Raw genomic sequence first — 26,632 nt, forward strand, 5'->3', positions numbered from 1 at the left:
ATAATGGCTATCGAGATCAAAGCCCCCACTTTCCCGGAATCGGTTGCCGATGGCACCGTTGCCACCTGGCACAAACAACCGGGCGACGCCGTCAAGCGTGACGAACTGATCGTCGACATCGAAACCGACAAAGTCGTACTGGAAGTGCTGGCTACCGCCGACGGCGTGCTGGGCGCAATCGTCAAGGGCGAGGGCGAAACCGTCCTGTCCGACGAAGTCCTGGGCTCCATCGTTGAAGGCGGCGCTGCTGCCGCCGCTCCGGCTGCCGCTGCTGCTCCGGCCGCTGCTGCCGCTGCCCCGGCTGCCGCTGATGGCGAAGACGACCCGATCGCTGCTCCTGCCGCGCGCAAGCTGGCTGAAGAGAACGGCATCAACATCGCTTCCGTTGCCGGCACCGGCAAAGGCGGTCGCGTGACCAAGGAAGACGTGGTTGCAGCCGTTGCTGCCAAGAAAGCCGCTCCGGCTGCCGCGCCTGCCAAGGCTGCTGCTCCGGCTGCCGCCGCTCCTGTGTTCGCCGCCGGCGACCGCATCGAGAAGCGCGTTCCGATGACCCGCGTTCGTGCCACCGTTGCCAAGCGTCTGGTTGAAGCTCAATCGAACATGGCGATGCTGACCACTTTCAACGAAGTCGACATGACCGAAGTCATGGCCCTGCGTTCGAAGTACAAGGACCTGTTCGAGAAGTCCCACAACGGCGTACGCCTGGGCTTCATGTCGTTCTTCGTCAAGGCTGCCACCGAAGCGCTGAAACGCTTCCCGGCGGTCAACGCTTCGATCGACGGCAACGACATCGTTTACCACGGTTATGCCGACATCGGTGTCGCTGTTTCCAGCGACCGTGGCCTGGTAGTTCCGGTTCTGCGTAACGCCGAGCACATGAGCCTGGCTGAAATCGAAGGCGGCATCGCCACCTTCGGCAAGAAAGCCCGTGACGGCAAACTGTCGATGGACGAAATGACCGGCGGCACCTTCACCATCACCAACGGTGGTACCTTCGGTTCGATGATGTCGACCCCGATCGTCAACCCGCCGCAGGCAGCGATTCTGGGCATGCACAACATCATCCAGCGTCCGATGGCCATCAACGGTCAGGTCGTGATCCGTCCGATGATGTACCTGGCACTGTCCTACGATCACCGTCTGATCGATGGCAAAGAAGCTGTAACCTTCCTGGTGACCATCAAGAACCTGCTGGAAGATCCGGCTCGTCTGTTGCTGGATATCTGATAGAAGCAGTCACGCGCTGCAAGCTTCAAGCTGCGGGAAAACGCAGCCTGGCTTGCAGCGCGCGGCTTGAAGCTTTTCGCTAAAGAGGATTTTTTGAATGTCGCAGAAATTTGACGTAGTAGTGATCGGTGCGGGCCCTGGCGGCTACGTGGCAGCTATCAAGGCCGCGCAACTCGGCCTGAGCACTGCCTGCATCGAGAAGTACACCGATGCTGAAGGCAAGCAAGCCCTGGGCGGCACCTGCCTGAACGTAGGCTGCATTCCTTCCAAGGCGCTGCTGGACAGCTCCTGGAAATACAAGGAAGCGAAAGAAAGCTTCAACGTCCACGGTATCTCGACCGGCGAAGTCAAAATGGACGTCGCTGCGATGGTTGGCCGCAAGGCTGGCATCGTCAAGAACCTGACCGGTGGTGTTGCCACCCTGTTCAAGGCCAACGGCGTCACTTCGATCCAGGGTCACGGCAAACTGCTGGCCGGCAAGAAAGTCGAAGTCACCAAGCCGGACGGCTCGGTTGAAGTCATCGAAGCCGAAAACGTCATTCTGGCTCCAGGCTCGCGTCCGATCGATATTCCACCGGCTCCGGTGGATCAGAAAGTCATCGTCGATTCGACTGGCGCTCTGGAATTCCAATCCGTACCTAAGCGTCTGGGCGTGATCGGCGCTGGCGTGATCGGTCTGGAACTGGGTTCGGTATGGTCGCGTCTGGGTGCGGAAGTGACTGTCCTGGAAGCCTTGGAAACCTTCCTGATGGCAGCGGACACCGCTGTTTCCAAGGAAGCGCTGAAAACCCTGACCAAACAGGGTCTGGACATCAAACTGGGCGCTCGCGTAACCGGCTCGAAAGTGAACGGCGACGAAGTCGTTGTGAACTACACCGACGCCAACGGCGAACAGACCATCACTTTCGACAAGCTGATCGTAGCCGTTGGTCGCCGTCCGGTGACCACTGATCTGCTGGCTGCCGACAGCGGCGTGACCCTGGACGAGCGCGGTTTCGTGCACGTTGACGATCACTGTGCCACCACCGTACCGGGCGTTTACGCCATCGGTGACGTGGTTCGCGGCATGATGCTGGCTCACAAGGCCTCGGAAGAGGGCATCATGGTTGTCGAGCGCATCAAGGGCCACAAGGCCCAGATGAACTATGACCTGATCCCTTCGGTTATTTATACTCACCCGGAAATCGCATGGGTCGGTAAAACCGAGCAGGCCTTGAAAGCTGAAGGCGTTGAAGTTAACGTCGGCACCTTCCCGTTCGCAGCATCCGGCCGTGCCATGGCCGCCAACGATACCGGTGGTTTCGTCAAGGTCATCGCCGATGCCAAGACCGACCGCGTATTGGGCGTGCACGTGATTGGCCCGAGCGCCGCAGAACTGGTTCAGCAGGGCGCGATCGGTATGGAATTCGGCACCAGCGCTGAAGACCTGGGCATGATGGTTTTCTCCCATCCGACCCTGTCTGAAGCCTTGCACGAAGCAGCTTTGGCAGTGAATGGCGGCGCCATCCACATTGCCAACCGCAAGAAGCGTTAAGACACACAATAAGAAACCACGGCGGTACGGCCCGTCGTGAGCCTTGCGTGCAAGACTCACCGCGGAATGTCCGCTGGACGCAGCCTTGCGTAGCTGCACCGGGTATCCGGAAAGGCTACGCAAGCAGCAGTCACAGGTGGCGCGGCACTCATAAAGAGCGCAGCGCCGAATGCGCAGTACCTAACGAAGACGGTAAAAAGCATGAATCTTCACGAGTATCAGGGTAAGCAGCTGTTCGCTGAATACGGCCTGCCAGTTTCCACTGGTTTCGCAGTAGACACCCCGGAAGCAGCAGCAGAAGCTTGCGACAAAATCGGCGGCAACGAGTGGGTTGTCAAAGCCCAGGTTCACGCCGGTGGTCGCGGTAAAGCGGGCGGCGTCAAGCTGGTTCGCAGCAGAGAAGACGCCAAAGCCTTCGCACAGCAGTGGCTGGGCAAGCGTCTGGTGACTTACCAGACTGACGCCAACGGCCAGCCAGTCACCAAGATCCTGGTTGAATCGTGCACTGATATCGCTAAAGAGCTGTACCTGGGCGCTGTCGTTGACCGTTCGAGCCGTCGCATCGTGTTCATGGCTTCCACCGAAGGTGGCGTGGACATCGAGAAAATCGCTCACGACACTCCAGAAAAAATTCTGAAAGCCACCATCGATCCACTGGTCGGCGCTCAGCCATTCCAGGGTCGCGAGCTGGCATTCCAGCTGGGTCTGGAAGGCAAGCAGGTTGCTCAGTTCGCCAAGATCTTCGTAGGTCTGGCCAAGCTGTTCAAGGATCACGACCTGGCTCTGCTGGAAGTGAACCCGCTGGTGATCAAGGCTGATGGCGATCTGCACTGCCTGGACGCCAAGATCAACATCGACGCCAACGCAATGTACCGCCAGCCCAAGCTGAAGACTTTCCACGATCCGTCGCAGGACGATCCGCGCGAAGCGCACGCTGCCAAGTTCGAACTGAACTACGTAGCGCTGGAAGGCAACATCGGCTGCATGGTGAACGGTGCCGGCCTGGCCATGGGTACCATGGACATCGTCAACCTGCACGGCGGCAAGCCAGCCAACTTCCTCGACGTAGGTGGTGGTGCTACCAAAGAACGCGTAACCGAAGCTTTCAAAATCATTCTGTCCGACAGCAACGTCGCTGCAGTACTGGTTAACATCTTCGGCGGCATCGTTCGTTGCGACATGATTGCCGAAGGCATCATCGGTGCAGTGAAAGAAGTCGGCGTGAAAATCCCGGTTGTTGTTCGTCTTGAAGGCAACAACGCTGAACTGGGCGCTAAAGTACTGGCAGAAAGCGGTTTGAACATCATCGCTGCTACCAGCCTGACCGACGCTGCTCAACAAGTCGTTAAAGCTGCGGAGGGCAAGTAATGAGCGTCCTGATCAATAAAGACACCAAAGTAATCTGCCAGGGCTTCACCGGCGCGCAGGGTACTTTCCACTCCGAACAAGCCATTGCCTACGGCACCAAAATGGTTGGCGGCGTGACCCCAGGCAAAGGTGGCACCACTCACCTGAACCTGCCTGTGTTCAACACCGTGAAAGAAGCTGTAGAAGCTACTGGCGCCACCGCCAGCGTAATCTACGTTCCGGCTCCTTTCTGCAAGGACTCGATCCTGGAAGCAGCTTTCGGCGGCATCAAGCTGATCGTCTGCATCACCGAAGGCATTCCTACCCTGGACATGCTGGACGCCAAAGTTAAGTGCGACGAGCTGGGTGTTACCCTGATCGGCCCTAACTGCCCAGGCGTGATCACTCCAGGCGAATGCAAGATCGGCATCATGCCAGGTCACATTCACTTGCCAGGCAAGGTCGGTATCGTTTCCCGTTCCGGCACCCTGACCTACGAAGCTGTTAAGCAGACCACTGACGCCGGTTTCGGTCAGTCGACTTGCGTCGGCATCGGTGGTGACCCGATCCCGGGTTCGAACTTCATCGACATCCTGAAGCTGTTCCAGGAAGACCCGAAGACCGAAGCGATCGTCATGATCGGCGAGATCGGCGGTTCGGCTGAAGAAGAAGCGGCTGCCTACATCAAGGCTAACGTGACCAAGCCGGTTGTTTCCTACATCGCTGGTGTGACTGCTCCTCCGGGCAAGCGCATGGGCCATGCTGGCGCAATCATCTCCGGCGGCAAAGGCACTGCAGACGAGAAATTCGCTGCTCTGCAAGACGCAGGCGTGAAAACCGTGCGTTCGCTGGCAGACATCGGCAAGGCCCTGGCCGAGCTGACTGGCTGGGAAGTGAAGAAGTAAGCTTCGGCTGACTTCTCTGCTCCAGCAACAAAGGCCACCTTCGGGTGGCCTTTGTCGTTTCTGGCGTTCGGGTGGACGATGGCAATTTATAAGCACTCACCCAATAACATGCAAAAACGCGACACAGAAACGTCGCGTATCGGATAGTTCGCCCTCTAACAGTGCGTTTGTCGGGCAAATTCGTTAGGCTAGCCGCCATTTTGCGTCTGCCGCCCACAAGGCATGCAACGCGCTAAACGGGTCAGTCTTATACGGATTGACAGCATTTCCCTAACCCCACAGGGAAATCCCCCTCTAAATTCCGATTCAGTAGTGTGGTATTTCCTTAATGAAAGTTTTGAAAGGTCAGGACATCCTGGCACTTGGTTTTATGACATTCGCCCTGTTCGTCGGGGCCGGCAACATCATCTTCCCGCCTATCGTCGGCTTGCAGTCCGGGCCTAACGTCTGGATCGCGGCGCTGGGCTTTCTGATCACGGCGGTCGGTCTGCCGGTGGTCACCGTGGTCGCACTGGCCAAGGTCGGTGGCGCAATGGACGCCCTGAGCAGCCCGATCGGCAAAATCGCTGGTGGCGTGCTGGCAGCGGCTTGCTACCTGGCCGTCGGCCCATTGTTTGCCACCCCGCGAACCGCGACCGTCTCCTTTGAAGTAGGTCTGGCGCCGCTGACCGGCGAGAGCCCGCTGGCACTGTTCCTCTACAGTTCGGTGTACTTCCTGCTGGTGTTCTTCATTTCGCTCTACCCTGGGCGTCTGCTGGACACCGTCGGTCGCTTCCTCGCGCCGCTGAAAATCATCGCCCTGGCCGTGCTCGGCATCGCCGCATTCGCACTGCCGGCCGGTGACATCGGCGTGGCCACTCCGGAATACGTTGCGGCACCGTTCTCCCAGGGCTTCATCAATGGTTACCTGACCATGGATACCCTCGGCGCGCTGGTGTTCGGCATCGTCATCGTCAACGCGATTCGCTCCCGTGGCGTCGAGTCGCCGGCGCTGATCACCCGGTACGCGATCATCGCCGGGCTGATTGCCGGTGTCGGTCTGGCACTGGTGTATGTCAGCCTGTTCCGTCTGGGGTCCGGCAGCCATGAAGTGGCGGCGGGCGCGACCAACGGCGCGGCGGTGCTGCACGCCTACGTGCAACACACCTTTGGTTCGCTGGGCAGCGGCTTCCTCGCCGTGCTGATCTCCCTGGCGTGCCTGGTGACGGCGGTTGGCCTGACCTGCGCCTGTGCCGAATACTTCAGCCGCGTACTGCCGCTGTCCTACAAGACCCTGGTAATCATCCTGGCGGCGTTCTCGCTGCTGGTGTCCAACCTGGGCCTGACCAAGCTGATCGCGTTCTCGATCCCGGTACTGACCGCGATCTACCCGCCGTGCATCGTGCTGGTGGCCCTGAGCTTCTGTGCGGCGTTCTGGCATGAACAGAGCCGCATCATGGGCCCGGTAATGTTGGTGTCGTTTGTGTTCGGTACCATCGATGCCCTGAAAGGCGCCGGTCTGGCTGACTGGATGCCATCGCAACTGGCGCACCTGCCGCTGAGCGAGCAAGGTCTGGCGTGGCTGGTGCCGTGCGTGATGACCCTGGTGGTTGCCGTGGTTTGTGACCGCCTGCTGGGCAAGCGCGCCGAAGCACTCGCCTAAGATTGCCGGGCCGCCACAAGCGGCTGCCGAGCGATTAAACAGAAATGCCCCGTATCAATCGATACGGGGCATTTTTTATGGGCGTGAGGCAGTGTCTTTTTCCGTCGACTAACGTCGAAGGGGAGCCGAAATCTTCATCACAGGGAATTGCATGTCGTTCATCCAAGCCAACCTGATCCATCTGCTGGCCGCGCTCTGGTTTGTCATCTGCTGGGGTGGATACACCCGTTATGCCACCTGGAAGGGCCGTGACACCGCGTGCCTGGCCAGCGTGCTGCACCTGTACCGCGAAGACTGGATGCGCCGCATGCTGCTGCGCGACAACCGCATCGCCGATGCCAGCGTGATCGGCAACCTTGAACGCAACGCCTCGTTCTTCGCTTCCAGCACACTGATTATTCTGGCGGGCATTCTGACCGTGCTCGGCGCTTCCGAGCGCGCGGTGTCATTGCTGGCGGACATTCCGATGGTGCAACAGGCCTCGCAGGGCATGTCGGAGATCAAGTTGCTGTGCCTGGCGCTGGTGTTCGTCTATGCCTTCTTCACCTTCAGCTGGTGCATGCGCCAGTACAACTTCGCCGCCATTCTGGTCGGCTCGGCCCCGATGATCGGTGAGCGGCAAGTCTCGGAGCAGGAGCGCAAGGCGTTCGCCTCGCGGGCGGCGCGGGTGATTTCGATGGCGGCCAACCAGTTCAACTTCGGTCTGCGTTCGTATTACTTCGGGATGAGCATGCTGGCGTGGTTCGTCAGCCCGTGGCTGTTCATGTTGATGAGCGCCGGCGTGGTGCTGGTGTTGTATCGCCGGGAGTTTCATTCCGACGTGCTCGATGTAATGGTCTATACCCCTACAGAGGCGCCATTGCCCGAAGCGAACAAAGAGGCTGCTTGATGAGTATTCCGTTCTGGTGTGTGTTTATCAGTGCATTGTTGATCTACGTGGCGCGTATGCCGGTCGGCAAGGCCATGAAAGAGCAGGGCGGTTACAACAACCACCTGCCGCGTCAGCAGCAGGCGCAACTCACCGGTTACGGCGCCCGGGCACTGGCGGCACATCAGAACAGCATCGAAGCGTTCATCCTGTTCGCCGTTGGCGTGCTGATGGCGCATACCACGCAGACGGCGGGATGGCTGATCGATTCATTGGCGATCATCTTCGTGATCTCACGGATTTTCTATCTGTGGTTTTACCTGGCGGATATTCCCAAGCTGCGCAGTCTGGTCTGGCTGGTCGGCTTAGTGTGTTCATTGTTGCTGATGATTAGTCCGACTTTTAGAACTGTCTTGCTCTAAGACGGCATGGGCAAAAAATCACAGGCAAAAGAAAACCCGCACTTGGCGGGTTTTCTTTTGGGCTGTCGAGAAGCGGCTTATTGCTTCTTGGCAGCTTCTTCTTGCGCTGCAGCGTTCGATTCGGCCTGAGCTTTGGCAGCTTCGGCGTTTTCTTTCGCTGCGTCGTTCACTTTATCCTGAGCTTTGTTCATGTCTTGCTGAGCTTGTTCAGCATGTTGGTTGGCATCTTGAGCTTTGTCCTCGGATTTTTTATCGCAGGCAGCGAGACCGAGGGAAGCGGTCAACATCAAGGCAATAGCTAAAGTCTTACGCATGGGGTGTTTCTCCTTATGGAAAATAACTACTGGCCTTAAGAGCTCAGGCCCACGGCTTAAGTTCCTCATTTCTTTCAGATATATAAGTTTGTTTTGCAATGGAACTTTTGCTGTTCTTTCCACTACTGGGAATAGCCACTAACAAGAGTAATTATCAAATGGCCGAAAACCCCGTTTTTGAGCGTGCGACACGGTTTCTCTCGGCCTTGCGCCACTGTCAGGTGCTGGGATTGAAGGTGCACAGCGCAAGTAGCGAAGGCCTGACGGTGGTGCTGCCGTACAGTGCGCAGATCGTTGGCAATCCGCTGACCGGCGTCATCCACGGCGGGGCAATCACGTCATTGATGGACACCGCGTGCGGCATGTCGACCCTGTGCGTCCTGCCGGAATTCGAAGTCTGCCCGACCCTCGATCTGCGCATCGACTACATGCACGCCGCCGAGCCGCGTAAAGACGTGTATGGCTTCGCCCAATGTTATCGAGTCACCACCGATGTGATCTTCGCTCGCGGCTTCGCCTATCAGGATGATCCCGAGCAACCGATTGCCCATGTCGTCGGCACCTTCATGCGCATGGGCAAGGGCCTTAAAGGCACCAAAGGCTTTGGTGGCGCGATCAAGGGAGAAACCCCATGAGCGACGATTTCAAGCAGCAACTGCAAGAGGCACACGAGAAGGGTGACTACGCGCCGTTGCTGAAGCTGATTCCCTATGCCGGACTGATCGGCGTCGAGTGTTCGCGAGTCGGTGATGACTTGCTGTTCAGGCTGCCAGCAAACAAGGACAACATTGGTAACCCTTTATTGCCGGCGATTCACGGCGGAGTGATTGCCGGGTTCATGGAGCTGTCCGCGGCCCTGCACCTGCTGATTTTCACCGGCGCGCCCGGTGTACCGAAAATTATCGATTTCTCCCTCGATTACCTGCGGGCCGGGCAGTTTCGCGACACCTGGGCCCGGTGTCAGGTCTGCCGTCAGGGCCGGCGGGTGGCCAACGTCGCAGTCACGGCCTGGCAAAGCACCGAAAGCGAACCGATTGCCACCGCCCGTGCTCACTTCAAAATCGATGAGCCCTTGAAATCCTGAACCACGCCCCCAACTCACAGAACAACCCGCCGCCGGCCAGCAAGGTCGCGGCCAATGCCATCTGATTGGAGTTTGATGACCATGAGTGTGGAAACTCAAAAGGAAACCCTGGGCTTCCAGACCGAGGTGAAGCAACTGCTGCACCTCATGATCCATTCGCTGTATTCCAACAAGGAAATCTTCCTTCGCGAATTAATCTCGAACGCCTCTGACGCTGTCGACAAATTGCGCTTCGAAGCCCTGGCCAAGCCTGAGTTGCTCGAAGATGGCGCTGAACTGAAAATCCGTGTGAGCTTCGACAAGGACGCCAAGACCGTCACCCTCGAAGACAACGGCATCGGCATGAACCGTGACGATGTGATCACCCACCTGGGTACCATCGCCAAATCCGGCACTGCCGATTTCATGAAGAACCTGTCCGGCGATCAGAAGAAGGATTCGCACCTGATCGGTCAGTTCGGCGTGGGTTTCTACTCGGCCTTCATCGTTGCTGACAAAGTTGACGTGTACAGCCGTCGCGCCGGCACTGCTGCCAGCGAAGGCGTGCACTGGTCGTCGAAAGGCGAGGGCGAATTTGAAGTCGCCACCATCGACAAGCCGGAGCGCGGCACCCGCATCGTCCTGCACCTGAAATCCGGTGAAGACGAGTTCGCCGATGGCTGGCGCCTGCGCAACATCATCAAGAAGTACTCCGACCACATCGCGCTGCCGATCGAGCTGCCGAAAGAAGTGGCCGCTGCCGAAGGCGAAGAGAAGCCTGAAGTTGAATGGGAAACCGTCAACCGCGCCAGCGCCCTGTGGACCCGTCCTCGCACCGAAGTGAAGGACGAGGAATACCAGGAGTTCTACAAACACATCGCTCACGACTTCGAAAACCCGCTGTCGTGGAGTCACAACAAGGTTGAAGGCAAACTCGAGTACAGCTCGCTGCTGTACGTGCCGGCCCGCGCACCGTTCGATCTGTACCAGCGTGAAGCGCCGAAAGGCCTGAAGCTGTACGTACAGCGCGTGTTCGTGATGGATCAGGCCGAGTCGTTCCTGCCGCTGTACCTGCGCTTCATCAAGGGCGTGGTCGACTCCAACGACCTGTCGCTGAACGTGTCGCGGGAAATCCTGCAGAAAGACCCGATCATCGACTCGATGAAGTCGGCGCTGACCAAGCGCGTGCTGGACATGCTGGAAAAGCTGGCGAAGAACGAGCCTGAGCAATACAAGGGCTTCTGGAAGAACTTCGGTCAGGTCATGAAAGAAGGCCCGGCAGAAGATTTCGCCAACAAGGAAAAAATTGCCGGTCTGCTGCGCTTCGCATCGACCAATGGCACCGACGGCGAGCAGATCGTCGGTCTGGCCGAGTACCTGGCGCGCGCCAAGGAAGGTCAGGACAAGATCTACTACCTCACCGGCGAAACCTACGCGCAGGTCAAGAACAGCCCGCACCTGGAAGTCTTCCGCAAGAAAGGCATCGAAGTGCTGCTGCTGACCGACCGTATCGACGAGTGGCTGATGAGTTACCTCAGCGAATTCGACGGCAAGACGTTTGTCGACGTCGCGCGCGGTGACCTGGATCTGGGCAACCTGGACTCGGAAGAGGACAAGAAGGCCGCGGAAGAAGTCGCCAAGTCGAAAGAAGGTCTGGTCGAGCGCCTGAAAACCGCACTGGGCGATTCCGTTGCCGAAGTCCGGGTTTCCCATCGCCTGACCGATTCGCCGGCCATTCTGGCGATTGGCGAGCAAGATCTGGGTCTGCAAATGCGTCAGATCCTCGAGGCCAGTGGGCAGAAGGTGCCGGATTCGAAGCCGATCTTCGAATTCAACCCGAGCCACCCGCTGATCGAGAAGCTCGACAACGAGGCCAGCGAAGATCGCTTCAGCGACCTGTCGCACATCCTCTTCGACCAGGCCGCCCTGGCGGCGGGCGATAGCTTGAAAGACCCGGCCGCTTACGTGAAACGTCTGAACAAGCTGCTGGTTGAACTGTCGGTTTAACCAAGCTGCAGAAAAACCCGCTTCGGCGGGTTTTTTCATTCTGGAATTCAACCAATCTGGAGTCAGAAATGAGCCAAGTCACTGTACGTTCCGTGGTCTATCAGATTGACGGCCAGCCTTATGAAGGTCGCCTGGCCTTCGACGCCGAGCACAAAGGCGCGCGTCCGGGTCTGCTGATGGCGCCGAACTGGATGGGTGTCAGCGCTGGCGCTGAAGATATCGCCAAATCGGTGGCGGCCAAGGGTTATGTGGTGCTGATCGCTGACGTGTATGGCCAGGCCGTACGTCCGCAGAACGCTGATCAGGCCGGTGCGGCGATGATGCCGCTGAAGAATGATCGTGCGCTGCTGCGCAAGCGTATGCAGGCCGCATTCGAGCAATTGCAGAAGCAGGGCGAGGCGGTGGTCGATACCTCGAAACTGGCGGTGTTCGGCTTCTGCTTCGGCGGCTGCTGCGCGCTGGATCTGGCCCGCACCGGTGCCCCGGTGAAAGCGGCGGTGTCGTTCCACGGCACACTGGATTCGCCGAACCCGGCGGACGCGAAGAACATCAAGGGCTCGGTGCTGGTGCTGCACGGTGCTTCGGACCCGCTGGTGCCGAAAGAGCAGTTGCCGGCATTCGAGGACGAGATGAACGCTGCTGGCGTGGACTGGCAGTTGCTGAGCTACGGTGGCGCCGTGCACTCGTTCACCGATCCGCACGCCAATGTGCCGGGCAAGATGATGTACGACGCGAAGACCGCAGCGCGGGCGTTCAGGTCGATGCATGACTTGCTGGAAGAAGTGTTCAAGGGCTGAAGCCTGAAGAGCAAAAGCCCCTCATCGGAACGCCGCCCGCCTAACCCTCTCCCGAAGGGAGAGGGGATCGATTGGGGCATATTTCAGAGCTACGCCGACCTGAACTTGCATTGTTGAATCCATAATCGACTCGGTGTTTCAGGTCGATGTATAACGCAAGACACCTCGGTCGGCTCCCTCTCCCCCTGGGAGAGGGCTGGGGTGAGGGCCGGCGGTTTAACGCGGCAGTTCAATCCGCTCGACTTCCCCCGGTACCGTCGGCCAGTCCCCGGCCGCCCACTTGCGCCGCGCCTCATCGATCGCCGCCGGATCGCTCGCGACAAAATTCCAGTTGATCCGCCGTGGCCCATCCAGTGGCGCACCACCGAACAACACCGCGTGGCTGTCGCTCTCGGCGAACAGGCTCATCTCTTCCCCGGCCGGCAACACCACCAGCGCATGGGGTTCGACCGCTTCGCCATTCAATTGCACATCACCGCTCAACACGTACAGCGCCCGCTCTTCATGTTCGGTCGGGATCAGCAGCGTGGTCGCAGTCTGCATCTTCAATTCGGCATACAGCGTAGGAGAAAGCACCGGCACCGGTGATTCCAGGCAAAAGCCTGACCCGGCAATCATGCGGATCTGCACGCCGAGGTTGTCGCTGACCGGCAAGGTCGCGGCCGCGTGGTGGCTGTAATGCCCCGGGCCTTGTTCGTGATCCTTGGGCGAGGCGAGCCAGATTTGCAGGCCGTGCATCTTGAAGCTTTGCTCCCACAGCGGTTCAGGCGTGCGCTCGACGTGCGCGATCGCCGTACCAGCCGTCATCCAGCTGACATCGCCGGCGCTGACCACCTGATCCGAACCCAGGCTGTCCTTGTGCTGGATCTGTCCTTCGAACAAATACGTGAGGGTTGACAGACCGATGTGCGGATGCTGCCGGATGTTCATGCCTTTGCCCGCCGGATAAACCGTTTCGAGCATGTGGTCGAAAAACACAAAAGGCCCGACGCTGCGGCATTTGGCTGACGGCAGCGGGCGCAGGATCGGCTGGCCTTCGACGTCTTCGGCGCGCGGGCGGATGATCAGGGGTTGGGTGTCCATGGTCCATTCCAGGCTGAGCGGGTGATGCGTGGAGCATAACCCGCCGGTGTCATCGAGGTGATTACTGGCTGTCGAAGCCGACTGGCGCGTGGGTTTCGATGGTGACTTCGCTGGTGGTCATCAGCTTGTGGATCGGGCAGCGATCGGCGACGCGCAGCAGTTCTTCGCGCTGGGCATCGGTGAGCACGCCCTTGAGGGTGAGGGTCACGTGCAGGGCGTATTTGCCTTTCTGTTCCTGGCTGTTGTCGCGTTTGACCTCAACGCCGACGCCGGTCAGCGGGATGTCCTTTTTCTTCGCGTACAGCTTCAGGGTCAGGGCCTTGCAGGCACCAAGGGCGGCGTCGAAGTAATCGTGCGGCTCCGGAGCCGAGCCTTCGCCGCCAGCCGTCGTCGGGACGTCTGCAAACAGCTCATGCTCATCGATCTGAACGGTGTGGCGAAAACCTTCGGCGGACACGGTATTGACGGTAACGGTCATGTGAACCTCGCAAGCTGTAGGAAAAGGGATTCGATCAAAAAAGACCTTGCAGGTATAGAGCATTTCCCACACAGGCGCGTTCCACTTTCTTGCCGGGTGAACCCTCGTTGCCCGGCGAGGGTCTAGGCTATGCCTGTCTGCCGGAGAATGCTTGTGTCCGTGTTTCGTTTGAGCCTTGCCTGCCTGATGGCTTTCACCGGCGCCGCCAGTGCCCGGGAATACACCTACAGTGACGCGCACCTGCATTACGTGGATTTTTTCCAGGAAACCGCCGGCATGCCGAAATTGCTGACGGCCATGAAGGAAAATGCCATCGAGCATGTGATGATTTCCGGCATTCCCGTGGCGAAGAAATGGCACGAAGACGAGCCGAAGCGCCCGCGTTACTACGCCGGCGATGACGCCGATGCCTATTGGTACAGCGCGACTGACGTGATCGTCGCCGACGCGGTGCAGAAGCTGACGCCGGAGCAACGCCAGTACTTTCACCCGTTTCTTTCAGGCTTCAACCCCAACGACAAGAACTCCGCCGCGCACATCCAGCGCATGCTCGATCTGTATCCCGGCTTGTGGCAGGGCATCGGCGAGGTCTTCACTCGTCACGACGATCTCACCGCACTCACCTCCGGCGACACGCCACGCGCCAACAACGAAGCCATGACCCGCATCTATCACCTGGCCGCTGAAAACGATCTGCCGGTGATGTTGCATTCCAACATCACCTCCAAGCGTGAGAAGAACCCCCTGTACCTGAAGGAAATCGAAGAGCCGCTGCGTAATCATCCGCACACCCGGTTCATCTGGGCGCATGCCGGCACCAGCGCCGAAATCCATCGTCATCAGACGCAGCTGGATTTTCTGCTGCCGACCCTCACGCGAATGCTGGAGGATTACCCGAACCTGTTCATCGATCTGTCGTGGAGCTTGCTGACGCCTTATCTGCTGGACGAAAAGGGTCAGCCGCGAGCGGAATGGGTGCAACTGGTAGAGCGCTATCCGGATCGGTTCATGATCGGTTCGGACGTGGTCGGGCGATTCAACAAACTCGGCAAGGAAATCCACGGCTTCAAGCCGTTTCTCGACGCCTTGCCGGAAGCCGTGGCGAAAAAAGTCGCACGGGACAACTTCCTGGCGATATTGCCGCGAACAGCGCTCAAGTCCGGCAAACCCACGCTGAATCGTTAATGCCGAGGGTTCGTAGGATCAAGGCCTTTTGATATCGCGTTTTGGTCTTACGCATTTTTTAAAAGGGCCGATACCTTCTAGAACAACCAGCTGCAGGGTTGATGCAGCGCTTTTGGAAGGAACCAGAGCAATGAGTATCCGTAGTCTCAATATTGCGCCCCGGGCCGGGCTGGGTTTTGGCGTGCTGGCGCTGATGGTGTTTGCCCTTGGGGCGTTCGCCCTGTTGCAGATGTCGAACATGCGTGCGCAATCCGACGAGGTCGACAACAACTGGCTGCCCAGCGTGATGGCGGTGGGCGAGATGAGCCAGGACATGCTGCGCCTGCGTGCGCTGACCATGCGCCTGTTGCTCAATCGCGATCCGCAGGCGCTGGAGCAGAACGTGGCCAAGCTCGATGATTTGCGCGGTGTGCTGAGTGAAGCCCAGCAACGTTACGACAGCCTGATCGCGTTGCCCGCAGAGCGCGCGCTGTTCGACCGCTTCAAGGTCGCTGAACACAAGTACCTGGAGCTTCAGGCACAGGTGATGACGTTGTCTGCTCAGGGACGAGTGGAAGAGGCGGCCGCCATTCTCAATGGACAGATGAGCCCGCTGGCGGATGAAATTGCAGTGACCCTGCGTGAGTTGGTCGAATTGAACAAGCACAACGCCAACCTCGCCACAGAGGCCGCACGGCTGGTGTTCACCAACTCGCGGGTGTGGGTCGGGGTGATGATCGGCATCACTGCGCTGATTACCATCGCGCTGGCGTTATTGCTGACCCGCAGCATCGTGCTGCCGCTGTCGCAATCGCTCAATGTCGCGGAAGTGGTGGCCGGAGGCGATCTGACCGGAGATATCAGCATTTCCGGCAAGGACGAACCGGCGCGGCTGCTGCACGCGCTCAAGAGCATGCAGCACAACCTGCGTGACACTATCCGCCGGATCTCGGAGTCCTCCAGTCAGTTGGCCTCGGCCTCGGAAGAGTTGAGCTGCGTCACCGAAGACGCGACGCGGGGGCTGCATCAGCAGAGTCTGGAAATCGAACAGGCGGCTACGGCGGTCAACCAGATGACGGCGGCGGTGGAGGAGGTGGCGAGCAATGCCGTCGCGACTTCCGAGGCGTCCCGTGAGTCTGATCGTATTGCCCAGCATGGCCGCGAGCAGGTGCAGCAGACCGTGTCGTCCATCGAGCTGCTGGCGGACGATGTCACCGCCAATGCCACGCAGGTGGAGGATCTGGCGCAGAAGGTCTATAGCATCAGCAAAGTGCTGGACGTGATCCGCTCGATTGCCGAGCAGACCAATCTGCTGGCGTTGAACGCGGCGATCGAGGCTGCCCGGGCGGGAGATGCCGGACGGGGTTTTGCGGTGGTGGCGGACGAAGTGCGGGCGCTGGCCCATCGCACTCAGCAGTCGACGCAGGAGATCGAGCAGATGATCGGCGGCATCCAGCAGGGCACCGATTCGGCGGTCAGCTCGATGCAGCAGAGCAACGTCCGGGCGCGCTCGACCCTGGAGCTGGCGAAGGCCGCCGGCATTGCGCTGGAGGAAATCGCTTCGGCGTTTACCTTGATCAACGAGCGCAACCTGGTGATCGCCAGTGCGTCGGAAGAGCAGGCGGCCGTGGCGCGGGAGGTTGATCGCAACCTGATGAACATCCGTGACCTGGCGATGCAGACGTCTGCCGGGGCCAATCAGACCAGCGCTGCGAGCCAGGAGTTGTCGCGGCTGGCGGTGGACCTGAACAGCATGGTCGCCAGGTTCTCGGTCTGATCAGCGTTCGACAGGCGAAAAAAAGCCCCGCATTTGCGGGGCTTTTTGTTGAATCAGCTGCCTTTGACTGTCTTGCCGTTGACCGTACCGTCGAGGAGCATGATGTTGTACTCCTTGCCGTCGGTTTCGACCTGTTGCAGGCGAACCAGCAGGTAATCCCAGTCCTTGGCGAACCACAGGACGGTGATGCGCTTGCTTTGTGTCGGATCGCGGACACGCTCGACCTTGATCGCATCGATCTGGCCGGCCTTGGTTTCGACCTTCTCCGAACCCAGCACGCGGAAGTCGTAGGTATCGACTTCGCCATCATCGACTACCTGATAGCTCATGCTTTTCTTGCCGGCGGCCACGTCATGCTGCAGCGCCAGTTGATAGGTGGATTTGTCGACCATGCCACGGTTGAGCGGGATTTTCACCGCGTCGCCGCGGTCGGTGCCGGTCACCAGCTTGTTGGCCCAGTCGAAGTCCAGGTCAGCCTTTTTCGCCTTGCCCAGACCACCGCGTTCGAAGTGGTAGGACTGTGGCAGCAGGGTGTCCTTGTCCAGGGTCAGGGTGCTTTCCTCGGACAGGCTGGCAATCATCATCGAGGCTTTGAAGCTGAGCTTCCAGACGCCGTTGGCCTGTTTGGTCAGGCTGCGCTCGGCGGTGCCGCTCATGGGCAGCTGTTTCCAGTCGGCGGTGTAGCTGGCGGAGAACGGTTGAAGGTCTGCCGCCTGCGCGAAGGGCAGGGCGAGCAGAGCGCAAGCGAAGAGCAGGGCGCGACGCATAATATCTCCTAGTTTCGAATCAAGTGACCGCTGGCCGGCAGTGGCTGGCCATCCAGTAAAGCACCTTGCTCGCCGAGGCTCAGCCGTCCTTCGGCGAACCAGCGTACGGCCATCGGGTAGATCAGGTGTTCCTGAGCATGAACCCGCTGCGCCAGACTTTGCGGCGAATCGTGCAACTCTACCGGGATTACTGCCTGTACGACCAGTGGTCCGCCATCGAGTTCCTCGGTGACGAAGTGCACGGAGCAGCCGTGTTCGGCGTCGCCAGCCTCCAGCGCGCGCTGATGAGTGTGTAACCCTTTGTATTTGGGTAGCAGCGACGGGTGGATGTTGAGCAGGCGACCCTGGTAGTGACGGACGAAGTCAGCGCTGAGAATGCGCATGAAGCCGGCCAGTACCACGAGTTTGGGGTTGAATTCGTCGATCAGTTCGATCAGGGCGGTATCGAAGGCCTCGCGGCCCTCGAATCCCTTGTGATCCAGCGAGCGGGTGGCGATACCCGCGTCACTGGCGCGTTGCAAGCCGTAGGCGTCGGCGCGGTTGGAAATCACCGCAGCGATGCGGACCGGGCTGTCGCCGGTCCGCGTGCTGTCGATCAGGGCCTGCAAGTTACTGCCGGTGCCGGACAGCAGCACCACGACATCACAGGTCTGGGACATCAGTGAGCCTTGAGGTTCTTCAGTTCGACCTGAGCCGCGCCTTCGGCAGCGACAGCGATCTGACCGATGACCCAAGGCTGCTCGCCGGCGTCACGCAGGGTGTTCAGGGCAACTTCAACGTGCTCCTGAGCCACGCAGATGACCATGCCCACGCCGCAGTTCAGCACGCGGTGCATTTCGGTTTCGTCGACGTTGCCTTTCTCTTGCAGCCAGTCGAACACGGCCGGGCGGTTCCAGCTGGCCACGTCAACCACGGCTTGAGCGCCTTTTGGCAGAACGCGCGGGATGTTGTCCAGCAGGCCACCACCGGTGATGTGGGCCATGGCCTTTACCGCGCCGGTGTCCTTGATCAGCTTGAGCAGCGGCTTCACGTAGATGCGGGTCGGGGCCATCAGCAGTTCGGTCAGCGGCTTGCCGTCGAGCTGCACGGTTTCGATGTCGGCACCGGACACTTCGATGATCTTGCGGATCAGCGAGTAGCCGTTGGAGTGCGGGCCGGACGATGGCAGGGCGATCAGGGCGTCACCGGTGGCGACTTTCGAGCCGTCGATGATTTCGGCTTTTTCCACGACGCCGACGCAGAAACCGGCCAGGTCGTAGTCTTCGCCTTCGTACATGCCAGGCATTTCAGCGGTTTCGCCGCCGACCAGCGAGCAGCCAGCCAGTTCGCAGCCTGCACCGATACCGGTAACCACGGTGGCAGCTACGTCGACGTTCAGCTTGCCGGTGGCGTAGTAGTCGAGGAAGAACAGCGGCTCGGCGCCGCACACCACCAGATCGTTGACGCACATGGCGACCAGATCCTGGCCGATGCTGTCGTGCTTGTTCAGGTTCAGCGCCAGACGCAGCTTGGTGCCGACGCCGTCAGTACCGGAAACCAGTACCGGCTGCTTGTAACCGGCCGGGATCTCGCAGAGGGCGCCGAAACCGCCCAGGCCGCCCATGACTTCCGGGCGCGCAGTGCGCTTGGCGACGCTCTTGATGCGTTCGACCAATGCTTCACCGGCGTCGATGTCTACACCGGCGTCCTTGTAGCTCAGGGAGGGTTGCTTGCTCATGATCCAGGCCTTTAGGGGAGGGGATTCAGGGGTAACGACCGAGTTCAGCGGGAGCGCCGAATCCGACAGGGGCGATTGCCTCACGCGAAGTTCGGGGTGCCCGGCTGTTGCCGGTCTGCGAAGGCGCGCGATTTTATCAGGCTTGAGGGGCAGCGGCCATCCTCACGCCGACGGGCAGGGGCATATCGGTGGAAAAATTTTGCAATTGACGCTGTGGGCGACATCACGGGTGCCTGTATAAGGAACCGTCTATCGTTAGGACTGTGCAAAAACTTACCGACCGCGTGTGAATGTTTTGCGACGGCCTGTGGTCACAGGCTTGCCACAACGGTACACGCGGCCTGTTCCAGCCGCTCTTGTCGACGGGAATTCTCCATGCGTTTGTGTAAACTGCTGTTAGTGGGTGGCTTGTCTCTGATCAGCCTGGCGAGCCAGGCGGAAAATCTCAAAGGTCTTTATCAGGTGCGTGAGCCGGTCACTGGCCAGTCGCCAGAGGAGCGCGATCGCGCGACCCAGGCTGCACTGGATACGCTGGTGCTGCGCCTGACCGGCGACCCGAAAGCCCCGCAGAACCCGGGACTGGCGCCGGTTCGCAAGGATCCGCAGCAGATCATCAGTCAGTTCGGTTTCGATGCCGGGCCGCCGGAAGTGCTGAAAGTCGATTTCGATCCGGGGACCACCGAGCAGGCGTTGCGCCGCGCCGGGCTGGCGCTGTGGGGCGCCAACCGGCCCTCGATCCTGAGTTGGTGGCTGAACGATTCGACCGAGGGTTCGAGCCTGGTGGGCGACGGACAGGCCAGTGCCACACAGTTGCGCCGCGCCGCCCAGCACCGTGGATTGCCGTTGCGCCTGCCTTTGGCGGACTTGAGCGAGCAATTGGTCGCAACCGCGCCTGCGCTTGAAGGTGCCGACCCGGCGCCGCTGCGTAACGCTTCCGAGCGCTACAACGCTGACGCCTTGCTCGCCGTGCATGCCCGCGAAGACGGTGGGCAATGGCAGGCCAAATGGCAATTGTGGCTGGGCGACAAAAAAGAGGCGGGCAACGTGCAGGGCGCGGATCAGGCCGCCGTGGCCGATGCGGTGATGCTGGCGGTGACTGAACGGCTGGCGCCACGCTTTGTGGCCAAGCCGGGCGCGTCCGGCCAGCAGACCCTGGAAGTCCAGGGCATGAATCTGGAGCACTACGCGGCGCTGCTGCGGTTACTCGAACCGTTTGGCGTGCGTCTGCAGAGTGTCGATGCCGATCGCATCCTGTATCGGGTCAACGGCAGTGCCGATCAGTTGCGGGCGCAGTTGTCGCTGGCGAAGTTGCAGGAATTGCCGGCCGAGGCGCCGGCTCCGGTCGCTGCACCTCAGCCTGCGGTCGCCGGGGCGCCACCAGTCGTTGCGCCGACGCCTGCACCGGTGGCGCCGTCTTTGCGGTTCCGCTGGTAGGTTTTCTTTCTTATATATAAGCAATGGAGTGTTACATGGCCGATACGCGGCGTTGGTTCTGGCTCGGTGGGGTGCTCCTGCTTTGCGCGTTTGTCTGGTTGCTGCATCCGATCCTTACGCCGTTTCTGGTGGCGCTGTTGCTCGCCTATCTGTTCGATCCGCTCGTCGATCGTCTTGAGCGCCTGGGGTTGTCCCGCACCTGGGGTGTGATCACGGTGTTCGCCTTGTTCACCCTGATCGTCACCGCGTTGTTGCTGGTGCTGGTGCCGATGCTCGCCAAGCAATTAGTACGGCTGTATGAACTGGCGCCGCAAATGCTCGACTGGTTGCAGCACACTGCCGTGCCATGGGCGCAATCGAAGCTGGGGCTGTCGGACGGCTTCTGGAAGTTCGACAAGGTCAAAGCCGCGATCAGCGAACACATGGGCCAGACCACGGATATCGTTGGTGTGGTGCTGAGTCAGGCGACGGCCTCGAGCCTGGCACTGATCGGCTGGCTGGCGAATCTGGTGCTGATCCCGGTGGTGAGCTTTTACCTGCTGCGTGACTGGGACGTGATGATGGCCAAGATCCGTGGCCTGTTGCCCCGTGATCGCGAAGAGCGTGTGGTGGCGCTGGCGGGTGAGTGTCATGAAGTGCTGGGCGCGTTCGTGCGCGGGCAGTTGCTGGTGATGCTGGCGCTGGGCGTGATCTATGCGGCCGGTCTGATGATTGTCGGGCTGGAGCTGGGCCTGTTGATCGGTCTGATCGCGGGGCTGGCGGCGATTGTGCCGTACATGGGATTTGTGATCGGCATCGGCGCGGCGCTGATTGCCGGGTTGTTCCAGTTCGGTGGCGATCTTTATCCGATGATCGGGATCGTGGCGGTGTTCATGGTTGGTCAGGCACTGGAAGGCATGGTACTGACGCCTTTGCTGGTGGGGGATCGGATCGGTCTGCACCCGGTGGCGGTGATTTTCGCGATTCTGGCCGGTGGCGAGCTGTTCGGCTTCACTGGTGTGCTGCTGGCATTGCCGGTGGCGGCGGTGATCATGGTGCTGGTGCGACACGTCCACGATCTGTACAAGGATTCCGACATCTATAGCGGGGTGGATGAGCCGGAGTTGTAATCGTGAAGGTCGGGCTGCCCGGTGGATCGCCGGGTTGGCCTGTCTCATGCAGGCCATGGCGCCAAAGAAACTGTCATAAAACCAGCACGTTAACGCAAACCTTTGATTTTGCTTGGGGTCTGTCGCATTGTGCGCTCCGCTTCACGGGTATAAACTTCGCTCACTTTACACAGAGGCCACTAACGGTTCCTTGGGAACTGTTCAGTCAGCATGAAACCGATTCAGCTGCCCCTAGGTGTGCGTCTGCGTGACGACGCCACCTTCATCAACTACTACCCAGGCGCCAATGCCGCTGCACTCGGCTATGTCGAGCGTCTATGCGAAGCCGACGCCGGCTGGACCGAAAGCCTGATCTATCTGTGGGGCAAGCACGGGGTAGGGCGGACGCATCTGTTGCAGGCCGCGTGCCTGCGCTTCGAACAGATGGGTGAACCGGCGGTGTACCTGCCGCTGGCCGAGCTGATGGATCGCGGCATCGAAATTCTCGACAACCTCGAACAGTACGAACTGGTCTGCCTGGATGACTTGCAGGTGATTGCCGGCAAGGCGGACTGGGAAGAGGCGATGTTTCATCTGTTCAACCGTCTGCGTGACAGCGGTCGGCGTCTGCTGATCGCGGCGTCCACTTCGCCACGTGAATTGCCGATCAAACTGGCTGACCTGAAATCGCGCCTGACCTTGGCGCTGATCTTCCAGATGCGTCCGCTCTCCGATGAAGACAAATTGCGTGCCCTGCAATTGCGCGCATCCCGTCGCGGTCTGCACCTGACCGATGAAGTCGGGCATTTTATTTTGACTCGCGGTACCCGCAGCATGAGCGCGCTTTTCGATCTGCTGGAGCAGCTCGATCAGGCCTCTTTGCAGGCTCAGCGCAAGCTGACCATTCCCTTCCTGAAAGAAACCCTGGGCTGGTAAAACCGGGGCTTTCAGCCGGTTTCGGCATATTTCAGGCGCCAGAAAACCCGCTTTCCTGTGGGTTGCACAGGCTGCGTCTCGATTCAAATAGGCTTAAGCGCTTAGATGTTAACGAGAAACCGAGAAGTCACAAAAAGATCGATTGAATTTGCAAATGAGGCTGATAGCGGGCATAGTCTCGGCTTCTTTACAACTATCAGCCACGGTCGTGCCCATGCTAAAGCGCTTCGCACCCCTCGTGCCTCTCGCACTCGTCACCCTGTTGTTCGGTTGCGCTGCTCATTCACCTGTTAATCAAGAGCAGCAACAACAGGTTAAAAATTCTGCCACCGCCCAGTCCTCCGTTATTTACCAGGAAGAGCTGGACACCGAAAAAGAACTCGCCGACTTCAACGGCAAGAAGCCTTACCAGCTTCCGGTTCTGGCCGACAGCATCCTCGAACGCGGCATGTCCCTGATCGGTACCCGTTACCGTTTCGGTGGTACCTCTGAAGCCGGTTTCGATTGCAGTGGTTTCATCGGCTATCTGTTCCGCGAAGAGGCCGGCATGAACCTGCCACGCTCCACTCGCGAAATGATCAACGTGGATGCGCCGCTGGTTTCGCGCAGCAACCTTGAGCCGGGCGATCTGCTGTTCTTCGCCACCAATGGTCGTCGCGGTCGTGTGAGCCACGCCGGGATCTACCTGGGCGACAACCAGTTCATCCATTCCAGCTCTCGTCGCAGCGGCGGTGTTCGCATCGACAGCCTGGGCGACAGCTACTGGAGCAAGACCTTCATCGAAGCCAAACGCGCTTTGGCGAACGCTCCAACCGTGGTTACCGCTCGCAAGTAATCACGCATTTGTCGCCACGTTCGTGGCGACAAAGCGGCTCTTCAGAGGCAATAGACCTAAACTTTACAAGGTGAAGTTAAAGTCTTACTTGAAGTTTGCCGCGTAGCCGCTAGAATCCTGATCTATCATTGATGGCAAACCGCCTGCGTCCCAACGCAGGCGGTTTTGTTTTCTATCGAATCGGCAGTCAAAGCCGCAGCCAGATCAGGATGTTCTGCATATGACGATGTCGGCCCGCTTTGCCTTGATGTTCTTCGCCGCGCTGCTCAGCGCCTGCGCCAGCCGCACTCCGCCGCCTGCGCCGGTGGTTCGCGCTCCGATCGTGTTCGGATCCTCCCAGGCCTTTTCCCCCGCTGCCGAAGACGTGCTGTTCCGCGCGCTAGGGCTGGTCGGCACGCCTTATCGCTGGGGCGGCAATACGCCGGATTCGGGCTTTGACTGCAGTGGCCTGATCGGTTTCGTCTACCGAGATGCCGCCGGCATCAGCCTGCCGCGTTCGACCCGCGAGATGATCGTCATGCAGGCGCCGAATGTCGGCAAGGAAGGGCTGCAAACCGGCGACCTGATCTTCTTCGCCACCAATGGCGGCTCACAGGTCAGCCATGCGGGAATTTACGTCGGGGAAGGGCGCTTCGTTCACGCACCGGCCACTGGCGGCACGGTGAAGCTGGACAGCCTGTCGAAAGCCTATTGGCAGAAAGCCTATCTGAGCGCCAAGCGCGTTCTGCAGCCAGAGCATCTGGCGCATAACCCGTAACCCAGATACATAAAAACCCGTGGGAGCTGAATGGCTCCCACGGGTTTTTTTATGCCTGCAACACACTAGCGGGTCGCTGACACCCGCCACACCTTGTTCCCCACGTCATCGGCTACCAGCAATCCACCTTGCTGGTCGATCACCACGCCGACCGGACGACCCAGCGCGTTTTCGTCCTTGTCGAGAAATCCAGTCAGCACGTCAACCGGTGTTCCGCTCGGCTTGCCAGCGGCAAACGGTACGAAGATCACCTTGTAGCCACTGTGCGGCTTGCGGTTCCACGAGCCGTGCTGGCCGATGAATGCGCCTTCCTTGAACTGCGCTGGCAGGCGATTGCCTTCGGCGAAGGTCAGGCCCAGTGACGCGGTGTGCGGTCCGACGGCGTAGTCCGGAGCGATGGCCTTGGCCACCATGTCCGGCCGCTGGGGTTCCACGCGCACATCAACGTGCTGGCCGTAGTAGCTGAACGGCCAGCCATAGAAACCACCGTCCTTGACCGATGTGATGTAGTCCGGCACCAGATCGCTGCCAATCTCATCGCGTTCGTTGACGGCAGTCCACAGCGCACCGCTTTGCGGCTCCCAGGCCAGGCCGTTGGGGTTGCGGATGCCCGAGGCGAAGATCCGGTGGTTGCCGGTGGCGCGATCCACTTCCCAGATCGCCGCGCGGCCTTCTTCCTGGTCGAGACCGTTTTCGCCGACGTTGCTGTTCGAGCCGACGGTGACGTACAGCTTGCTGCCGTCTTTGCTGGCGATAACGTTCTTGGTCCAGTGATGGTTGAGCGTGCCGCCCGGCAAATCCACGACCTTGATCGGCTGGCTGTTGATTTCGGTCGCGCCGGGCTCGTAGTTAAAGCGCAGTAGGCGATCGGTATCGGCGACGTACAGATCATTGCCGACCAAGGTCATGCCGAACGGCGAGTTGAGGTTCTGCAGGAACACCGTGCGGGTCTCGGCCACGCCGTCATGATCGGCATCGCGCAGCAGGGTGATGCGATTCGGGCTGGGCACGCCGGCGCCGGCACGGCCCATGACTTTTTTCATCACCCAGCCGCGAATGCCCTTGCCGTCGTCGGGCTTGGGCGGAGCGTTGGTTTCCGCCACCAGCACATCGCCATTGGGCAGCACGTAGAGCCAGCGTGGATGATCGAGATTTTCGGCAAACTCCGCCACCTGCGTACCTGCCGCTGCCGTCGGTTTGGCGCCGGCCGGCCAGCCGATGGCCGGGGCGATGTTCACCGTCGGGATCAGGGTCTTGTTCGGTTCGGGCAGTTTCGGTGACGGACCGGTGCCGTCGGTAACTTGCAGGCTGGAGGATTCACCACAGGCGGCGAGCCCTCCGGCGATCATGATGACGAAAACGAGCTGGGGCTTGCGCATTGCTGATCTTCCCTATGAATGCATTCCTAAACATAGAGAAGCGCACAAGCCCGATGGTTCAACCCTCAGCCGCGGGCTTCCTTGAACAGCACGGCAATGCCGGGGTGATAGTTGCCGGCTTCGCTGCGCAATTTGCGGTAGGCGTAGGGGAAATACCAGGCGACGGCGCAGGTGTGTTCCTTTTGCAGGTCGTCGACCATGTCCTGCAATTCTTCCGGGCTGGCGCTGTGCTGGGCTTTTTGCGGGGCGACGAACAGGCAGCCGAGTTTCAGGTCGCTGGCGTAGCTGATGCGCTTGGCGTCGCTGGTGATATCCGCCAGGGCCTGGGTCAGATTCAGGCTGGTGACGCGCGGCCAGCGTTGGGTCGCCTGAATGAAGGCGCGATCCTCGGCGCCAGCAATAAACAAATCGGCGCGGGCGTTGCGCTCGCCTTCTTCGTTCTGTTTGCGGGTGGCAGTGTCGCGCAGGGTGACCAGTTCAGCCATCCACGCGGCGGCCGACAGCAGGCCTAGGTTGGCTTTTTCGTCGTGCCAGTAGGGCGTGTCATTGTCGCCGCGCACGGCGTTGTAGCGGTCGATACAGTCAAACCAGCGTTCCAGCACCGGGCGCAGGAATTCCAGCCGCGGATTGCTGATGATCATGCCTTGCATGGGGTTCTCCCTTGTTATTGTGATGGGCTCTCTGCAGTCAAAGAGCATGGCTCTTTGATATCACTCATGTCAGTGTGGCACAAGATTGGCGTCAGTTAATTGATCGATGGCAGTTATTCGCCGCACAAGCCCCTCTTCAATTGACGCTCCACCCCCAACCCTCTAACCTTCGCGGCTTGTTTCAGGTGCTCTGTGGCGCATGTCGACAGAGTGAAACAGGGAAGCCGGTGAGGCGGGTCTTCGAGCGAAGAACCCTCACGATCCCGGCGCTGCCCCCGCAACGGTAAATGAGTAAAAGCTGCGTCTGATGCCACTGCTTAACAGCGGGAAGGCGCGCAGCCAGGCACCAGCCGCTCATGAGCCCGGAGACCGGCCTGATCCATCCAGCGGCATCACGGTGGGCGATGCCAGGCTTGTTGCCGTCTATTCTTGTGCCTGCCC

General features: G+C 59.8%; 26 protein-coding genes and 1 riboswitch. Of the genes, 18 read left to right on the plus strand and 8 right to left on the minus strand.

What is annotated here, in order from left to right:
- Window positions 1–3 precede the first annotated feature (3 nt).
- The 7 genes from odhB to CAF76_RS08965 all read left to right on the plus strand — a co-directional run bounded on the left by odhB (window position 4) and on the right by CAF76_RS08965 (window position 7,945).
- Window positions 4–1,227: a 2-oxoglutarate dehydrogenase complex dihydrolipoyllysine-residue succinyltransferase gene (gene odhB / locus CAF76_RS08935; protein WP_085648494.1), complete on the plus strand. Its 1,224-nt coding sequence runs from the start codon at window positions 4–6 to the stop codon at window positions 1,225–1,227.
- A 97-nt stretch (window positions 1,228–1,324) separates the two neighbouring features.
- A complete protein-coding gene (gene lpdA, locus CAF76_RS08940) occupies window positions 1,325–2,761 on the plus strand; it encodes a dihydrolipoyl dehydrogenase (protein WP_064594480.1) in 1,437 nt (478 codons plus the stop codon).
- Window positions 2,762–2,962: 201 nt separating this feature from the next.
- Window positions 2,963–4,129, plus strand: a complete 1,167-nt coding sequence (gene sucC, locus CAF76_RS08945; RefSeq protein WP_064594483.1) for an ADP-forming succinate--CoA ligase subunit beta — start codon at window positions 2,963–2,965, stop codon at window positions 4,127–4,129.
- A complete protein-coding gene (gene sucD, locus CAF76_RS08950; protein ID WP_011333119.1) occupies window positions 4,129–5,013 on the plus strand; it encodes a succinate--CoA ligase subunit alpha in 885 nt (294 codons plus the stop codon). The genes sucC and sucD overlap by 1 nt, the downstream gene beginning before the upstream one ends.
- 328 nt (window positions 5,014–5,341) lie before the next feature.
- Window positions 5,342–6,655 carry a branched-chain amino acid transport system II carrier protein gene (brnQ, locus tag CAF76_RS08955; RefSeq protein ID WP_039769790.1) on the plus strand — a complete coding sequence of 438 codons (1,314 nt, stop codon included), beginning with the start codon at window positions 5,342–5,344 and terminating at the stop codon, window positions 6,653–6,655.
- A gap of 151 nt (window positions 6,656–6,806) precedes the next feature.
- Entirely contained in the window at window positions 6,807–7,544 is a 738-nt protein-coding gene (locus CAF76_RS08960) for a DUF599 domain-containing protein (RefSeq protein WP_011333121.1), read from the plus strand.
- A complete protein-coding gene (locus CAF76_RS08965; RefSeq protein ID WP_085648493.1) occupies window positions 7,544–7,945 on the plus strand; it encodes an MAPEG family protein in 402 nt (133 codons plus the stop codon). Before CAF76_RS08960 ends, CAF76_RS08965 begins: the two co-directional genes overlap by 1 nt.
- Before the next feature lie 77 nt (window positions 7,946–8,022).
- Here CAF76_RS08965 and CAF76_RS08970 read toward each other — a convergent pair whose 3' ends face one another.
- Window positions 8,023–8,259, minus strand: a complete 237-nt coding sequence (locus CAF76_RS08970; protein ID WP_007959016.1) for a hypothetical protein — start codon at window positions 8,257–8,259, stop codon at window positions 8,023–8,025.
- Between the two features lie 158 nt (window positions 8,260–8,417).
- On the opposite strand from CAF76_RS08970, the gene CAF76_RS08975 reads away from it, so the two are divergent.
- The 4 genes from CAF76_RS08975 (at window position 8,418) to CAF76_RS08990 (ending at window position 12,126) form a co-directional block, all read left to right on the plus strand.
- The gene (locus CAF76_RS08975; RefSeq protein ID WP_085648492.1) at window positions 8,418–8,894 is read left to right on the plus strand and encodes a PaaI family thioesterase; all 477 of its coding nucleotides are present in this window, start codon (window positions 8,418–8,420) and stop codon (window positions 8,892–8,894) included.
- Window positions 8,891–9,343: a PaaI family thioesterase gene (locus CAF76_RS08980; RefSeq protein ID WP_064594494.1), complete on the plus strand. Its 453-nt coding sequence runs from the start codon at window positions 8,891–8,893 to the stop codon at window positions 9,341–9,343. The genes CAF76_RS08975 and CAF76_RS08980 overlap by 4 nt, the downstream gene beginning before the upstream one ends.
- Before the next feature lie 81 nt (window positions 9,344–9,424).
- Complete coding sequence (gene htpG / locus CAF76_RS08985) at window positions 9,425–11,329, plus strand: molecular chaperone HtpG (RefSeq protein WP_085648638.1); 1,905 nt, start codon at window positions 9,425–9,427, stop codon at window positions 11,327–11,329.
- Window positions 11,330–11,397: 68 nt separating this feature from the next.
- Window positions 11,398–12,126: a dienelactone hydrolase family protein gene (locus CAF76_RS08990; RefSeq protein WP_085648491.1), complete on the plus strand. Its 729-nt coding sequence runs from the start codon at window positions 11,398–11,400 to the stop codon at window positions 12,124–12,126.
- Between the two features lie 216 nt (window positions 12,127–12,342).
- On the opposite strand, the gene CAF76_RS08995 is transcribed toward CAF76_RS08990, so the two are convergent.
- A complete protein-coding gene (locus tag CAF76_RS08995) occupies window positions 12,343–13,209 on the minus strand; it encodes a pirin family protein (RefSeq protein WP_085648490.1) in 867 nt (288 codons plus the stop codon).
- Between the two features lie 61 nt (window positions 13,210–13,270).
- A complete protein-coding gene (locus CAF76_RS09000; RefSeq protein ID WP_007959010.1) occupies window positions 13,271–13,687 on the minus strand; it encodes an OsmC family protein in 417 nt (138 codons plus the stop codon).
- 147 nt (window positions 13,688–13,834) lie between these two features.
- Here CAF76_RS09000 and CAF76_RS09005 point away from each other — a divergent pair, with 147 nt between their 5' ends.
- The gene (locus tag CAF76_RS09005; protein WP_371857899.1) at window positions 13,835–14,872 is read left to right on the plus strand and encodes an amidohydrolase family protein; all 1,038 of its coding nucleotides are present in this window, start codon (window positions 13,835–13,837) and stop codon (window positions 14,870–14,872) included.
- Between the two features lie 130 nt (window positions 14,873–15,002).
- Window positions 15,003–16,628 carry a methyl-accepting chemotaxis protein gene (locus CAF76_RS09010; protein ID WP_085648488.1) on the plus strand — a complete coding sequence of 542 codons (1,626 nt, stop codon included), beginning with the start codon at window positions 15,003–15,005 and terminating at the stop codon, window positions 16,626–16,628.
- 53 nt (window positions 16,629–16,681) lie between these two features.
- On the opposite strand, the gene CAF76_RS09015 is transcribed toward CAF76_RS09010, so the two are convergent.
- The 3 genes from CAF76_RS09015 to purM are packed head-to-tail and all read right to left on the minus strand — an operon-like array spanning window position 16,682 to window position 19,112.
- On the minus strand, window positions 16,682–17,395 hold the full coding sequence (locus tag CAF76_RS09015; protein WP_007950391.1) for a DUF3108 domain-containing protein: 714 nt from the start codon (window positions 17,393–17,395) through the stop codon (window positions 16,682–16,684).
- A gap of 8 nt (window positions 17,396–17,403) precedes the next feature.
- The gene (purN, locus tag CAF76_RS09020) at window positions 17,404–18,054 is read right to left on the minus strand and encodes a phosphoribosylglycinamide formyltransferase (protein WP_064378664.1); all 651 of its coding nucleotides are present in this window, start codon (window positions 18,052–18,054) and stop codon (window positions 17,404–17,406) included.
- Window positions 18,054–19,112, minus strand: a complete 1,059-nt coding sequence (gene purM / locus CAF76_RS09025) for a phosphoribosylformylglycinamidine cyclo-ligase (RefSeq protein ID WP_007950393.1) — start codon at window positions 19,110–19,112, stop codon at window positions 18,054–18,056. Before purM ends, purN begins: the two co-directional genes overlap by 1 nt.
- Before the next feature lie 375 nt (window positions 19,113–19,487).
- Between purM and CAF76_RS09030 the strand changes: the two genes are divergently transcribed.
- From CAF76_RS09030 to CAF76_RS09050, 5 genes are all read left to right on the plus strand, one after another.
- On the plus strand, window positions 19,488–20,546 hold the full coding sequence (locus tag CAF76_RS09030; RefSeq protein WP_085648487.1) for a DUF2066 domain-containing protein: 1,059 nt from the start codon (window positions 19,488–19,490) through the stop codon (window positions 20,544–20,546).
- 35 nt (window positions 20,547–20,581) lie between these two features.
- Window positions 20,582–21,655: an AI-2E family transporter gene (locus tag CAF76_RS09035; RefSeq protein ID WP_064594507.1), complete on the plus strand. Its 1,074-nt coding sequence runs from the start codon at window positions 20,582–20,584 to the stop codon at window positions 21,653–21,655.
- A gap of 210 nt (window positions 21,656–21,865) precedes the next feature.
- On the plus strand, window positions 21,866–22,570 hold the full coding sequence (gene hda / locus CAF76_RS09040) for a DnaA regulatory inactivator Hda (protein ID WP_007950396.1): 705 nt from the start codon (window positions 21,866–21,868) through the stop codon (window positions 22,568–22,570).
- 214 nt (window positions 22,571–22,784) lie between these two features.
- Entirely contained in the window at window positions 22,785–23,405 is a 621-nt protein-coding gene (locus CAF76_RS09045) for a C40 family peptidase (protein WP_039769810.1), read from the plus strand.
- A 220-nt stretch (window positions 23,406–23,625) separates the two neighbouring features.
- Window positions 23,626–24,162, plus strand: a complete 537-nt coding sequence (locus CAF76_RS09050; RefSeq protein ID WP_011333136.1) for a C40 family peptidase — start codon at window positions 23,626–23,628, stop codon at window positions 24,160–24,162.
- A gap of 65 nt (window positions 24,163–24,227) precedes the next feature.
- Here CAF76_RS09050 and CAF76_RS09055 read toward each other — a convergent pair whose 3' ends face one another.
- Window positions 24,228–25,541: a sorbosone dehydrogenase family protein gene (locus tag CAF76_RS09055; RefSeq protein ID WP_085648486.1), complete on the minus strand. Its 1,314-nt coding sequence runs from the start codon at window positions 25,539–25,541 to the stop codon at window positions 24,228–24,230.
- Between the two features lie 65 nt (window positions 25,542–25,606).
- Window positions 25,607–26,191, minus strand: coding sequence for a hypothetical protein (locus CAF76_RS09060; protein WP_039769816.1), 585 nt, complete (start codon window positions 26,189–26,191; stop codon window positions 25,607–25,609).
- Window positions 26,192–26,357: 166 nt separating this feature from the next.
- A riboswitch (cobalamin riboswitch) is annotated at window positions 26,358–26,584 on the plus strand.
- Window positions 26,585–26,632 lie beyond the last annotated feature (48 nt).

Origin of the sequence: Pseudomonas sp. B40(2017), from assembly GCF_002112855.1 — a bacterium.
In the GTDB taxonomy this organism is placed as follows: Bacteria; Pseudomonadota; Gammaproteobacteria; order Pseudomonadales; family Pseudomonadaceae; genus Aquipseudomonas; species Aquipseudomonas pharyngis.